This window comes from Blastococcus atacamensis, from assembly GCF_002938425.1.
In the GTDB taxonomy this organism is placed as follows: Bacteria; Actinomycetota; Actinomycetes; order Mycobacteriales; family Geodermatophilaceae; genus Blastococcus; species Blastococcus atacamensis.
In genome coordinates, this window is the sequence record NZ_POQU01000037.1 from 1 (window position 1) to 12,748 (window position 12,748).

Here is a 12,748-nt window from a genome sequence, read left to right on the forward strand (position 1 = left end):
TGAAATTTTCCTCTTCGTCGGACGCGTCAGTTTTGTATAAGGGCCAGCTGCTGGCCGGCACCGGCGTCGCCCTCGCCGCCGCGCTCGCCGGCTGCGGCAGCTCCGCCGCGCAGGACCCGGCCACCCCGTTGCGCATCGGCGCCATCCCGGACCAGGACCCCGAGGTGCTGCAGCGCCTCTACGGCACCCTCGCCGACTCCATGGCCGCTGGACTGGGCCTCGAGGTCGAGTACCGGCCGGTCACCGACTACGCCGCCGCCGTCTCCCTCTTCCGCACCGGCGACCTCGACCTCGTCTGGTTCGGCGGGCTCACCGGGGTGCAGGCGCGCCTGCAGGCCCCCGGCGCGGTGCCGGTCGCCCAGCGCGACATCGACGAGGAGTTCCACTCGGTCTTCGTCGTCCACACCGCCACCGGCCTGAGCCCCTCCGACGACCTCCGCCCGCTCGCCGGACTGCGATTCACCTACGGCAGCGAGACCTCGACCTCGGGCCGGCTGATGCCCGCCTACTTCCTGCGCGAGGCCGGCGTCGACCCGCAGGGCTTCCCCGGTGGCCCCGGATTCTCGGGGTCGCACGACGCCACGCTCGCCCTCGTCGCCTCCGGCAGTTACCAGGCGGGAGTGGTCAACGAGCAGGTCTGGACCTCGCGCACGGAGGCCGGCGAGGTCGATCCGGCCGTGGTCGCCTACGCCCGCACCCCGGCGTTCCACGACTACCACTGGCTGCTGGGCCCCGGGGCTGTCGAGCGGCTCGGGTCGGACCTGCCGCGTCGGCTGACCGGGTACTTCACCGGCCTGTCGGGCCCCGAGGACGCCGAGGTGCTCGAGCTGTTCGGAGCCGGGGCGTTCGTCCCGACGGAGACGGCGGACTACGCGCAGATCGAGGCGATCGGCCGCGACCTCGGGCTGATCCGCTGAGCCGCACCGCGCGGCTCACCGGCATCGAGGTCCGCTACCCCGGCACCACCGCCCTGGCGGGGATCGACCTCGAGGTGACCGCGGGCTCGCGGGTGGCCGTGATCGGCGCGTCGGGTGCGGGCAAGTCGACGCTGCTCGGCGTCCTCGACGGCTCCGTGACGCCGACAGCCGGGAGGGTCGAGGTGCACGGGGCCGAGCCCGCCGCGCTGCGGGGCCGGGAGCTGCGCCGGCTGCGCGCGCGCACCGGCACGGTGCGCCAGCACCTGGACCTGCCCGGGCCGCTCCGCGTCGTGCACAACGTGAACGCCGGACGGTTGGGAGCGTGGTCGACCGCGCGGGCCGCCTGGTCGCTCGTGCGGCCACAGGGGACGGCGGAGGTCCGCGCGGCGCTGGACCGGGTGGACCTGGCCGACCGCCTGCACGAGCGCACCGACCGGCTCTCCGGCGGGCAGCGGCAGCGGGTGGCGGTCGCCCGGCTGCTCGTGCAGCGGCCCGACCTCGTGCTCGCCGACGAGCCGGCCTCCGCTCTCGACCCGGCGCTGGCCGACGTCGTGCTCAGCCTGCTCGGCGAGCTGGCGACGGAGCAGGACGGCGCCCTCGTCGCAGCCCTGCACGACCCGGCGCTGGCCCTGCGGCACTGCGACCGGGTCATCGGTCTGGACAGCGGGCGGATCGTCCTCGACGCCCCGGCGTCCTCGCTCACCGTCGCTGGCCTCGAAGGGTTCTACGGGGTCGTCCGGTGACCGCCCTGCTCGACCGCCCGGCCCCGGGAACGCGGCGACCGGTCCGGAACCGCCGCCGGTGGCCCTGGGCCCTCGCGGCGATCGCGCTGGTCGGCTGGGCGCTGGCCGACAGCGGGCTGTTCTCCGGACCGGTGGTCAATCCCGGCGGGGCCGCCCAGTTCGGGCGGATCGCCGCCGCCGCGCTCCGGCCCGAGCTCGCTCCGGACTTCCTGGTCGTCGTCGCCGAGTCGGCGCTGGTGACGGTGGCCTACGCGGTGCTCGGCGGGGGTCTCGCCGTGCTGCTCGGCGCGCTGGGCGCCGTCGCGGCGGCCCGCACCACCTGGGGACGGCGGCGGACCGGCCGGCTGCTGGTACGCGGAGCGCTGGCCGTGCCGCGAGGGCTCCACGAGGCGGTGTGGGGCCTGCTGCTGCTGAACGTGCTGGGGCTCGATCCGTGGGTGGGCGTGCTGGCCATCGCCGTCCCCTACGGCGCAGTGACCGCCACGGTCTTCGCCGGGATCCTCGACGAGGTGCCCCGGGGGGCACACGACGCGCTGCGAGCCGCCGGTGCCACCCGCGGGACCGCGGCGCTGTACGGCCTGCTGCCGCAGGCGACCGGAAGCCTGCTCTCCTACGCCTTCTACCGGTTGGAGTGCGCCGTGCGCTCCGCCGTCGTGCTCGGGCTGATCGGTGCCGGCGGACTGGGATACCAGCTCGCGCTGTCGTTCAGCTCCCTGCGCTGGGAGCAGGTCTGGACGACGGTGTACGCCCTCGCCCTGCTCTGTCTGGCGGCGGACGCCGCGGGCCGGGCGGTGCGGCGACGGGTCGCCGACCCCCGTCCCGGACCGGACCGCGATCCGGTGCTGACCGGCGCCGCCGTCGTCGTGGTGGTCCTCACCGGCTGGGCGGTGTGGTTCCTGGCCCTCTCCCCCGCCTCGCTGGCCTCCGCGCGGGCCCTGGAGCAGCTGTCCTACGTCGTGTCCGCGGCCTGGCCGCCGTCGACCGAGGGCGACCTGCTCGCCGACATCGGGGCCGCCGCGCTCGACACCGTCCTCATGTCGGTGCTCGCGACCGCCTTCGCGACCGTCGGCGCGGTCACGCTGAGCGGCCTCGCCGCCCGGTCGAGCACGGCCGGCCGCGCTCGCCGGATGGCGGGCGCCGGGGTGCGCGGCGCACTGCTCCTGCTGCGTGCGGTCCCGCCGCCGGTGTGGGCGCTGGTCCTGCTGTTCGTCCTCCTGCCGGGCGTCCTCCCCGGCGCGCTCGCGCTCGGCGTCTACACCCTGGGGGTGCTCGGCCGGCTGGTCGGCGAGGCGGCCGAGGAGTCCGACCGGCGCTCGCGCGAGGCGCTGCGCGCCGCGGGTGCCTCCGCGCCCGCGGCCTGGCTGTACGGGACGGTGCCGACGCTCGCCGGACCGGTCCTGGCCCTGGCCTGCTACCGCTGGGAGGTCGCGATCCGGGACACCGTCCTCGTCGGGCTGCTGGGGGCCGGGGGAATCGGCGTGCTCCTCTCGGCGGCGACGGTGGCGTTCGACTGGCCGGCGGTGGCCACCGTGCTGGCCGCGGTCGTGCTGCTCAGCCTCGCCGTCGACCTCCTCAGCGACCGGATCCGGTCCGCACTGCGCTGATCGTCGCGACGACCCGACCAGATTCGGCGGTCGGAACCGATTCGGCTCCCTATGCTGCTGTCGCGCGACGACGTTGGTGTCGCCGCTGATCTGGAGGCACTGATGGCCGGGACCATGACCAAGAGCGACGGCGGTGGGGGCGCGTCCTCCGCAGGATCGGGACGGAGCAGGCCGTCGATGAAGTCGGTGCTGATCTGGACGGCGGTGGCCGTCGTCGGCGCCGTCTGCTGGGGCGTGCTGGCCATCGCGCGGGGCGAGACCATCTCGGCGCTGTGGCTGCTGTTCGCGGCGCTGTCCTCGTACGCGATCGCCTACCGCTTCTACTCGCGCTTCATCACCTACAAGGTGCTGCGGGCCGACGACCGGCGGGCCACGCCCGCCGAACGGCTGGAGAACGGCGTCGACTTCGACGTCACCGACCGCCGGGTGCTCTTCGGCCACCACTTCGCCGCCATCGCCGGCGCCGGCCCGCTGGTCGGCCCGGTGCTCGCGGCGCAGATGGGCTACCTGCCCGGCACCATCTGGATCGTCGTCGGCGTCATCTTCGCCGGGGCCGTGCAGGACCTCGTCGTCATGTTCTTCTCGATGCGCCGCAACGGGAAGAGCCTCGGTCAGATGATCCGCGAGGAGATCGGCCTGGTCGGCGGCATCGCGGCCCTGATCGCCGTCTTCGCCATCATGATCATCATCCTGGCGGTGCTCGCGCTGATCGTGGTCAACGCGCTGGCGGAGTCCCCGTGGGGGGTCTTCTCCATCGGCCTGACCATCCCGATCGCGCTGTTCATGGGCGTGTACCTGCGCCGGCTCCGGCCGGGCAGGGTGCTCGAGGCGACCGGCATCGGCGTCGTCCTGCTGCTGCTGGCCATCGTCGGCGGCGGCTACGTCGACGGCACGCCCCTGGGCGACGCACTGACGGTGTCCAAGGAGTGGCTGGTGCTCGCGCTGGTCGTCTACGGCTTCGTCGCCTCGGTGCTGCCCGTCTGGCTGCTGCTCACCCCGCGCGACTACCTGTCGACGTTCATGAAGATCGGCGTCATCGCCCTCCTCGCGGTCGGGCTGGTCATCGCCCGCCCGGTGCTGCAGGCCGACGCGATCACCGACTTCGCCCGCAACGGCACCGGACCGGTCTTCGCCGGCTCGCTCTTCCCGTTCGTGTTCATCACCATCGCCTGCGGGGCCCTGTCGGGCTTCCACGCGCTGATCTCCTCCGGCACGACGCCGAAGATGGTGGCCAAGGAGAGCCAGGTCCGCCTGATCGGCTACGGCGGCATGCTGATGGAGTCCTTCGTCGCCATCAGCGCGCTGATCGCGGCCGTCGTGATCGACCAGGGCCTGTACTTCGCGATGAACAGCCCCGCCGGCGCCACCGGCGGAACGGCGGAGAGCGCGGCGGCATACCTGAACACGCTCGGGTTCGACACCACCGCGCAGTCGATCGCCGCGACCTCGGCGGCCGTGCAGGAGGACACGCTCGTCTCGCGCACCGGCGGGGCGCCCACCCTCGCCATCGGCATCGCGCAGATCTTCAGCCAGGCGTTCGGTGGGGGCGGCATGGCGTTCTGGTACCACTTCGCGATCATGTTCGAGGCGCTGTTCATCCTCACCGCCGTCGACGCCGGCACGCGGGTGGGCCGGTTCATGCTGCAGGACACCATCGGCAACGTCTGGAAGAAGTTCGGCGATCTGTCGTGGCGGCCCGGCAACATGATCGCCAGCGCCATCGTCGTCGGGCTCTGGGGCTCGGTCCTCTACATCGGCGTCACCGACCCGCTCGGCGGCGTCAACCAGCTGTTCCCGCTGTTCGGCATCGCCAACCAGCTGCTGGCGGCCATCGCGCTGACGCTGTGCACGGTGCTGCTGGTCAAGCACGGGAAGCTGCGCTATGCGTGGGTGACCGCCGTCCCGCTGGCCTGGGACCTCACGATCACGATGACCGCGAGCTGGCAGAAGATCTTCTCCTCCGATCCGCGGGTCGGCTACTTCCAGCAGGCCCAGAACTACTCGGCCGCGCGGGACGCCGGGGAGCTGCTGGCACCCGCCCAGACCCCGGAGCAGATGGACCAGGTCATCTTCAACTCGACCCTCAACGGCATCCTGCAAGCCGTGTTCGCGCTGCTGACCCTGGTCGTCGCCGTGCACGGCGCCGTCATCATCGCGAAGGCAATCAGGTCCGGCGGCCTGCCGACGACGGAGGAGCCGGCCGTGGAGTCGAAGCTGGTCGAGCCCGCGGGCCTCTTCCCGACCGCCGAGGAGAAGCGGGCGATGGCCGACCGCGACCGGCTGGTCGGAGCCGGGGCCGGGCGCAGCGAGGCGGAGGAGAAGTGACGGCCGTCCTGACCCGCGCCTGGCAGGGCGTGCGCTGGTACCTCAAGGAGTTCACCGGCGAGGCGCGCTGGGACGATTACCTCGCGCACTGCGCGGAGCACGGGCACACGCCCATGAGCCGGCGGCAGTTCGAGCGGCAGCGTGCCGACGCGGCCGAGAGCAATCCGATGAGCCGCTGCTGCTGAGCGGCTGATCACCACCCGCTGACGTCACAGGGTCGCTCTCCGGTACCGGATAGCGACCCTGTGACGTGAGAGCCCGAGTTGCTACTTCCAGCGGGTGCCGATGCTCAGCGCAGCCAGCGCGGCGGCGCCGGCGGTGGAGGTGCGCAGGACCTCGGGGCCCAGCCGCACCGGGTGGGCCCCGGCGGCACGGAACGCCACGACCTCGCCGTCGGTGAGCCCGCCCTCGGGGCCGACGACGATCACGACCGTGCCGTCCGACGGGACGGTGAGCTCGGCCAGTGGACGCCGGGCCTGCTCGTGCAGGACGACGGCGAGGTCGGCGTCGGCGAGCATCCCGGCGACCTCGCGGGTGCTCATCGGCCCGGTCACCTCGGGCAGCCGCGGACGGCGGGACTGCTTGCTCGCCGCCCGGGCAGCCGCGCGCCACTTGCCCACGCCCCGGTCCACGCGGTCGTCCCGCCAGCGGGTGACGCAGCGCGAGGCCTGCCAGGGCACGATCCGGTCCACGCCGAGCTCGGTGGCGAGGTCGACGGCCAGCGGCCCGCGGTCCCCCTTGGGCAGCGCCTGCACGAGGACGAACTCCGGCGCGGGTGCCGGCACCTCGAACCGGTTCCGCACCGCGACCCGCAGACCCTCCGGCCCCGCCGAGACGACCTCGCCCTCGGCGACCGTCCCCTCGCCGTCGCCGACGTGCACGCGCTCACCGGCCTGCAGCCGCAGGACGTCGACGGCGTGCCGCCCCTCCTGACCGTCGACCAGCAGCTCGGGCACGTCGGGCAGCTCGTCGAGGAGGAACAGTGGGGCGTTGTCCAGCTCGGGGGCCTCGGTGCTCATCGATCAGCGCTCCTTGAACAGGCGGGAGAACAGGCCGCCCTGCGCCTCCCGGTGCGACTCCGGCTGGTCCTCCCCGCGCAGCGCGGCCAGCTCGCGCAGCAGCTTCTCCTGCTCGGCGTCGAGCTTCGTCGGCGTCTGCACCTCGACGTGCACCACCAGGTTGCCGCGGCCGGTGGCGCGCAGCCGGGGCGCCCCGTGCGCCCGCAGCGTGAGCACGCTGCCGGACTGGGTGCCCGGACGGATGTCCAGGTCCTCCTCGCCGTCGAGCGTCCTGAGGCTCAGGGTCGTGCCCAGCGCGGCCGAGGTCATGGGCAGGGTGACCCGGCAGTGCAGGTCCTCGCCGTCCCGCGTGAACACCGGGTGCGGGACCTCGTGCACCTCGACGTAGAGGTCACCGGCGGGGCCGCCACCGGGGCCCACCTCGCCGTGCCCGGTCAGCCGGATGCGCATGCCGTCCTCGACACCGGCAGGCACCTTCACCGAGATGGTGCGGCGGGCCCGCACCCGCCCCTCACCGGCGCACTTGGGGCACGGCTCGGGGATGACCTGGCCGGTGCCCGAGCAGGTCGGGCAGGGTCGGCTGGAGACGACCTGGCCGAGGAAGCCGCGCTGCACGCTCTGCACCTCGCCGCGGCCGGAGCAGGTGGCGCAGGTGGCCGCGTGCGTGCCGGGGGCGGTCCCGGCGCCGGCACAGCCGTCGCACAGGACCGCGGTGTCGACGGTGATCTCCTTGGTGGTGCCGAAGACCGTCTCGTCGAGCTCGAGCTCGACGGGGATCAGCGCGTCGCGCCCGGCCCGGGTGCGGCTGCGCGGGCCGCGAGCGGCCGCTCCGCCGAAGAAGGCGTCCATGATGTCGCCGAGGCCGCCGAACCCGGCTCCGCCGAACCCGCCACCGGCGCCCGCCCCGGAGTCGAACGGGTCACCCCCGAGGTCGACGATGCGGCGCTTCTCCGGGTCGGTCAGGGCCTCGTAGGCCCGGCTGACCTCCTGGAAACGGTCCTTGGCCTCGGCGTCGGGGTTGACGTCGGGGTGCAGGTCGCGCGCCAGCCGGCGGTAGGCCTTCTTGATCTCGCTGTCCGTCGCTCCCTGGGACAGGCCCAGCACGCCGTAGTAGTCGGTTGCCATCGGTAGGTCTCGTCCTCAGCTCTCGGCCAGCAGGTGGCCGACGTAGCGGGCCACGGCACGGACCGCGGCCATGTTTCCTGGGTAGTCCATCCGGGTCGGTCCCACGACGCCCAGGCCGCCGAGCGACCGGTCCGCCGAGCCGTACCCCACGGTGACCAGCGACGCCCCCGTCAGGGCCTCGTGGTCGTTCTCCTCGCCGATCCGCACCAGCACGGTGCTCGCATCGACCTCGCTCATCAGCCGCAGCACGACCACCTGCTCCTCGAGCGCCTCGAGGATCGGGCGCATGGTGCCCGGGAAGTCCAGCGCGCTGCCGCGGGCCAGGTTCGCCGTCCCACCGATGACCAGCCGGTCCTCGCTGGGCTCGACCAGTGTCTCGACCAGCGTGGTGCTGACCGTCGCCACCAGCCCGCGCAGGTGCTGCGGCGCGGTCTCCAGCAGATCGGGGACCTTGTCGCCGGCCTCGGCCAGCTTGATTCCGGCGAAGGCCTGGTTGAGCAGCGTGCGCAGGTCGGCCACCGCACCGGCGTCGACCTCCACCGGGGAGTCGACGACCCGCTGCTCGACCCGTCCGGTGTCGGTGATCAGCACCACGAGCAGCCGGGAGGCCGCGACCTGCACGACCTCGAGGTGCCGGACGGCGCTGCGCGAGAGCGTCGGGTACTGGACGACGGCGACCTGGCGGGTCAGCTGCGCCAGCAGGCGCACGGTTCGGCCGAGCACGTCGTGCAGGTCGACGGCGCCGTCGAGGAACCGTTCGATGGCCCGCCGCTCGGCGCCCGAGAGGGGCTTGACCGCCGAGAGCCGGTCGACGAACAGGCGGTAGCCCTTGTCGGTCGGCACCCGGCCCGCGCTGGTGTGCGGCTGGGTGATGTAACCCTGCTCCTCGAGCACCGCCATGTCGTTGCGGATCGTGGCCGGGGACACCCCGAGGTCGTGCCGCTCGGCGAGAGCCTTGCTGCCCACCGGGTCGTTGGTCGAGACGAAGTCCTGGACGATGGCCCGGAGCACCTCCAGGCGGCGTTCGTCGTGCGCCACGGTGACACCTCCCCGTACCGGTCGACGCGCCGTGCGTGCCGGCGGGACGACGGGTCCCGCCACGACCCTCCCGGGCTGGCACTCGCACGGACGGAGTGCCAGCCCAGCATACGCGAAGGACACCACTCCCCTCCCCGACGAACGCCCCTCGGAGGGAGGCGCCGCGACCTGCTCCACCGCGAGCCGGTCCCGCCCTCCGCGCGCTCGGACGGGCCGTGGGAGCCGGGGCAGGGCGTGTTCCCGGCGGCTAGGGTGGACGAGGTCGGTCGCCCCGCCGGGGGCTCGGAGCGGAGGTCGGTCCCCTGATCTTCAAAGGTGTGCACGACGGTCGCCCCTATCCCGACCACGGCCTCCAGCCCCGCGACTGGGCGATGATCCCGCCGCGACAGGTGCGCATGGACACGCTGACGACGACGAAGCGCGAGCTCGCGCTGGATGCGCTGCTGGCCGACGACTCGACCTTCTACGGCGACCTGTTCCCGCACGCGGTGCAGTGGCACGGCGAGCTGTACCTGGAGGACGGGCTGCACCGGGCGCTGCGGGCGGCCCTGCAGCAGCGCAACGTCATCCACGTGCGGGTGCTCGACCTGGACTCGGCCGGCCCCGGCCAGGCGCACACCGGCTCGGACACGGCCTCCATCCCGGCCCAGCCACCGGTTCCCGGCCCGCACAACGGCTGAGCGCCGAGCACGGACCGGGCAGGCCGGGTCAGGCGGCGGCGGTGCAGGCCACGCAGGTGCGGGCGAACGGGCGCAGCTCCAGCCGCTCCTCGGGGATCGAGGCCGCGCACCCCGTGCAGCGGCCGTAGGTGCCTGCCTCGATGCGCGCCAGCGCGGCGTCGATCTCTCCGATCGTGCGCTGGAGGTCGGCGCTGCGGCGCTGCGCCACCGGGTCGGGGACGGAGGTGGCGCACTCGGCGAGCGCCTCCTCGCGCTGCTGCACGCACTCGGCGCGGGTCGACCGGAGCAGGGTGCGGAACCGATCCGCCGTGGCGGTGGTCATGGTGTCGAGCTCGGCGGACATCGGATCTCCTTCGGGCAACGCGGAAGGACGCGGTCACCGGTCGGTGGCGCGTCAGGACGGGCGCTGGAACTCCGGGGAGGAGTCAGGAGGTGCGTGGCGGTGCCCGGTCCTGGCTGCGTCGCAGGACGTCGAGTCCTCGCAGACCCCGGGCTCGCCGGTTCATCGCCAGGGCGACCAGCATGCCGCCGGACAGCGCGGGTGCGGCGACGGAGCGCAGCCCGCGTGGAGACGTCGTTCGGAGGAACGCATGCGCGTCCATCGGCGACACCCCCTCGCTCGGCCCCGGCGTCGTTGCCGGGACGCAGAACCATAACCGAGATCCACGTCACGTACGCCGCCCTTTCGGGTGACCATCCGTGGCGACGTACTGAAACGGCCCCGTCCCGGGTCCCGCCCTGAGCCCCCGAAGGGTGGGGAGGACGGGGTCCTTAATCGGTGAGGTCGCGGACGACCGCGTCGGCCAGCAGCCGGCCCCGGTCGGTGAGGACGGCGAGGCCGCGGGCGTGCGCCGCCGGGTCCAGCAGCCCGTCGTCGACCGCGGAGCGGGCACGCGCGCGCCCGACGTCGGTCAGGGCGGTGAGCGGCAACCCGTCGCGCAGTCGCAGCCCGAGCATCACCGCCTCCAGCGCCCGGTCGGCGTCGTCGAGCAGCTCGCTGTCCTGTGCGGGGCTCTCGCCGCGGGCCAGCCGGTCGGCGTAGGCGGCCGGGTGCTTGACGTTCCACCAGCGCAGCCCGCCGACGTGGCTGTGCGCGCCCGGGCCGACGCCCCACCAGTTCGCGTTGGCCCAGTACAGCTCGTTGTGCCGGCAGCGCGCGGCGTCGGAGGTCGCCCAGTTGGAGACCTCGTACCACCGGAAACCCGCCGCCGACAGGGTCGCGTCGGCCTGCTCGTAGCGGTCGGCGAGCACGTCGTCGTCGGGCATCGGCAGCTCGCCGCGCTTGACCCGGCGGGCCAGCTTCGTGCCCTCCTCGACGATGAGCGCGTAGGCGCTCACGTGGTCGACCGGGGAGGCGAGGACGGCGTCGAGCGAGGCGGCCCAGTCGGCGTCGCTCTCCCCCGGCGTGCCGTAGATGAGGTCCAGGTTCACGTGCTCGAAGCCGGCGGCGCGGGCCTCGTGGGCGGCCTCCACGGCGCGACCGGGGGTGTGCCGGCGGTCCAGCGCGGCCAGCACGTGCGGGGCCGCGGACTGCATGCCGAGGCTCAGCCGCGTGTAGCCGGCCTCGCGGAGCCTGGCCAGCGACGCCAGGGTGACGGTCTCGGGGTTGGCCTCGGTGGTCACCTCGACGTCGCCGGCGACCGGGAACAGCTCGCGGACCGCACCCAGCACCGCGGCCAGGTCGTCGGCCGGCAGCAGCGTCGGGGTGCCGCCGCCGACGAAGACCGTGGAGACGGTCGGCAGGTCCGGCCCGAGCGTGCGCGCGGCGCGCTCCAGCTCGGCGATCGCGGTGCCCGCGTACTCGCTGCGGTTGGCCCCGGGGCCCAGCTCGTCGGAGGTGTAGGTGTTGAAGTCGCAGTAGCCGCACCGGGTCGCGCAGAACGGCACGTGCACGTAGAGCCCGAACGGCGTGGTGGCCAGGCCCTCGCGGGCACTGCCGGGAAGCCGGTCGGGGCCGGGCGAGCCGGGCGGCAGACCCGTGTCGTTCAGCAGCGGCAGGACGGTGTTCATCTGCTCCCAGTGTGCCGCGCCCGGGCCGCCGACCGGCAGGATGCCCGGCGTGACCTCCGACCAGGTGCTGCAGGTGACCGTCTCGCGCGGCGTCGCGACCCTCGTGCTCGACTCCCCCGCGAACCGCAACGCGCTCTCCCGGGCGATGCGCGCGCGGCTGCGGGCGGCGCTGACCGACGCCCTGGCGGACGACGCCGTGCGGGCGATCGTGCTCGACCACACCGGCCGCGTCTTCTGCTCCGGGATGGACCTCTCCGAGGCCGCCGGCGGGGCGAGCGAGGACCAGGGCGTGCGCGAGTTCCCCGAGCTGCTCGAGCTGGTGTGGTCCTCCGCCAAGCCGGTCGTCGCGGTGGTGCGGGGTCCGGCCCGGGCCGGCGGCGTCGGGCTGCTGGCCGCCTGCGATGTCGTGGTGGCCGCGGAGTCGGCGACGTTCGCGTTCTCCGAGGTGCGGCTCGGGCTGGTGCCGGCGGTCATCTCCGCCGTCGTGCTGCCGCGCATGGCGCCGCACGTGGCGCACCGGCTGATGCTCACCGGACAGGTCTTCGACGCCGGAACCGCGGCGTCGGGCGGGCTGGTCGACCTGGTCGTCCCCGACGCCGAGGTCGACGCGGAGCTGTCGGGGCAGCTGGCGCACCTGACCGCCGGTGCGCCGACGGCCCTCGCGGAGACCAAGCGGCTGCTGCGCGCCCGGCAGGGGGTGCTGTCCTTCGACCACCTGCTGGACCTCTCGGCCCGCTTCTTCGCCGGCGAGGAGGGCCAGGAGGGCATCGCGGCGTTCCGCGAGAAGCGCCCCGCCCGCTGGGTGCCGACGGTCGGCTGACGCCGACCGCCGGTCGCCCCCGCGCAGCGGACCCCGGAGGGTCAGAGCACGTAGGTGGCGATCATCTGCCCGAGCTGGCGGATGTCGGCGTTGCCCTTGAACTCCAGGCGGACCTTGCCCAGCCCGCTGAACCACATCTCCAGCTCGGCGTCCAGGTCGAAGGTTCCGGCCGTCTCGATGGAGAAGGCCTGGACCTTGCTGTACGGGAGCGAGGTGAAGTCGCGCTTCTTGCCGGTGATGCCCTGGACGTTGACGGCGATGAGCCGCTTGTCGGTGAAGACCACGAAGTCACGCACCGTCTTGAAGCAGGCGATGATCCGCTCGCCGTGGATGAGCAGCGGCGCCACGGCGGGGCCGATGTCCTGAGGACTGGCCGGGCTGAGCTTGAACACGGAACCGTTGTTGAAGTCGATCATCCGAGCACCGTAGGTCCCCGGCTGCCGCCTTCCCGGCTCCTCACGGGCCTC

The 12,748-nt window shown here is 73.7% G+C and carries 13 protein-coding genes; 7 read left to right on the forward strand and 6 right to left on the reverse strand.

Annotated features, from left to right (window positions below; translation table 11 throughout):
• From C5508_RS10525 to C5508_RS10545, 5 genes are all read left to right on the forward strand, one after another.
• Positions 1-917, forward strand: a 917-nt coding sequence (locus tag C5508_RS10525; protein ID WP_456297899.1) for a putative selenate ABC transporter substrate-binding protein, incomplete at its 5' end; no start/stop codon positions are given.
• Positions 918-970: 53 nt separating this feature from the next.
• Positions 971-1,660 carry a phosphonate ABC transporter ATP-binding protein gene (locus C5508_RS10530; protein ID WP_269801778.1) on the forward strand — a complete coding sequence of 230 codons (690 nt, stop codon included), beginning with the start codon at positions 971-973 and terminating at the stop codon, positions 1,658-1,660.
• Complete coding sequence (locus tag C5508_RS10535) at positions 1,657-3,264, forward strand: PhnE/PtxC family ABC transporter permease (protein ID WP_104524899.1); 1,608 nt, start codon at positions 1,657-1,659, stop codon at positions 3,262-3,264. The genes C5508_RS10530 and C5508_RS10535 overlap by 4 nt, the downstream gene beginning before the upstream one ends.
• A 177-nt stretch (positions 3,265-3,441) precedes the next feature.
• Positions 3,442-5,589 (forward strand): carbon starvation CstA family protein, encoded by a 2,148-nt coding sequence (locus tag C5508_RS10540; RefSeq protein ID WP_232797049.1) that lies wholly within the window; start codon positions 3,442-3,444, stop codon positions 5,587-5,589.
• Complete coding sequence (locus C5508_RS10545; protein WP_104524900.1) at positions 5,586-5,774, forward strand: YbdD/YjiX family protein; 189 nt, start codon at positions 5,586-5,588, stop codon at positions 5,772-5,774. The genes C5508_RS10540 and C5508_RS10545 overlap by 4 nt, the downstream gene beginning before the upstream one ends.
• A gap of 81 nt (positions 5,775-5,855) precedes the next feature.
• Here C5508_RS10545 and C5508_RS10550 read toward each other — a convergent pair whose 3' ends face one another.
• Genes C5508_RS10550 through hrcA form a run of 3 tightly spaced genes read right to left on the reverse strand, consistent with a single transcriptional unit; the run spans position 5,856 to position 8,771 of the window.
• Positions 5,856-6,608, reverse strand: coding sequence for a 16S rRNA (uracil(1498)-N(3))-methyltransferase (locus C5508_RS10550; RefSeq protein WP_104524901.1), 753 nt, complete (start codon positions 6,606-6,608; stop codon positions 5,856-5,858).
• Positions 6,609-6,611: 3 nt separating this feature from the next.
• Complete coding sequence (gene dnaJ / locus C5508_RS10555; RefSeq protein WP_104524902.1) at positions 6,612-7,733, reverse strand: molecular chaperone DnaJ; 1,122 nt, start codon at positions 7,731-7,733, stop codon at positions 6,612-6,614.
• Positions 7,734-7,748: 15 nt separating this feature from the next.
• On the reverse strand, positions 7,749-8,771 hold the full coding sequence (gene hrcA / locus C5508_RS10560) for a heat-inducible transcriptional repressor HrcA (protein WP_104524903.1): 1,023 nt from the start codon (positions 8,769-8,771) through the stop codon (positions 7,749-7,751).
• Between the two features lie 305 nt (positions 8,772-9,076).
• On the opposite strand from hrcA, the gene C5508_RS10565 reads away from it, so the two are divergent.
• On the forward strand, positions 9,077-9,451 hold the full coding sequence (locus C5508_RS10565) for a type II toxin-antitoxin system VapB family antitoxin (RefSeq protein WP_456297900.1): 375 nt from the start codon (positions 9,077-9,079) through the stop codon (positions 9,449-9,451).
• Positions 9,452-9,479: 28 nt separating this feature from the next.
• Here the strand turns inward: C5508_RS10565 and C5508_RS10570 are convergent, their stop codons facing one another.
• Positions 9,480-9,794 (reverse strand): TraR/DksA family transcriptional regulator, encoded by a 315-nt coding sequence (locus tag C5508_RS10570; RefSeq protein WP_104524905.1) that lies wholly within the window; start codon positions 9,792-9,794, stop codon positions 9,480-9,482.
• A 428-nt stretch (positions 9,795-10,222) separates the two neighbouring features.
• On the reverse strand, positions 10,223-11,461 hold the full coding sequence (gene hemW / locus C5508_RS10575; protein ID WP_198598014.1) for a radical SAM family heme chaperone HemW: 1,239 nt from the start codon (positions 11,459-11,461) through the stop codon (positions 10,223-10,225).
• Positions 11,462-11,510: 49 nt separating this feature from the next.
• Here hemW and C5508_RS10580 point away from each other — a divergent pair, with 49 nt between their 5' ends.
• Positions 11,511-12,281: an enoyl-CoA hydratase-related protein gene (locus C5508_RS10580; protein WP_198598015.1), complete on the forward strand. Its 771-nt coding sequence runs from the start codon at positions 11,511-11,513 to the stop codon at positions 12,279-12,281.
• A 41-nt stretch (positions 12,282-12,322) separates the two neighbouring features.
• Here C5508_RS10580 and C5508_RS10585 read toward each other — a convergent pair whose 3' ends face one another.
• The gene (locus C5508_RS10585) at positions 12,323-12,697 is read right to left on the reverse strand and encodes a PH domain-containing protein (RefSeq protein ID WP_104524907.1); all 375 of its coding nucleotides are present in this window, start codon (positions 12,695-12,697) and stop codon (positions 12,323-12,325) included.
• Between the last annotated feature and the right edge of the window lie 51 nt (positions 12,698-12,748).

Excerpts from the sequence above, each read along its gene's own strand:
- dnaJ (WP_104524902.1), bottom strand. The coding sequence starts at position 7,733 with ATGGCAACCGACTACTACGGCGTGCTGGGCCTGTCCCAGGGAGCGACG.
- C5508_RS10570 (WP_104524905.1), bottom strand. The coding sequence starts at position 9,794 with ATGTCCGCCGAGCTCGACACCATGACCACCGCCACGGCGGATCGGTTC.
- C5508_RS10550 (WP_104524901.1), bottom strand. The coding sequence starts at position 6,608 with ATGAGCACCGAGGCCCCCGAGCTGGACAACGCCCCACTGTTCCTCCTC.
- C5508_RS10585 (WP_104524907.1), bottom strand. The coding sequence starts at position 12,697 with ATGATCGACTTCAACAACGGTTCCGTGTTCAAGCTCAGCCCGGCCAGT.
- hemW (WP_198598014.1), bottom strand. The coding sequence starts at position 11,461 with ATGAACACCGTCCTGCCGCTGCTGAACGACACGGGTCTGCCGCCCGGC.
- C5508_RS10540 (WP_232797049.1), top strand. The coding sequence starts at position 3,442 with ATGAAGTCGGTGCTGATCTGGACGGCGGTGGCCGTCGTCGGCGCCGTC.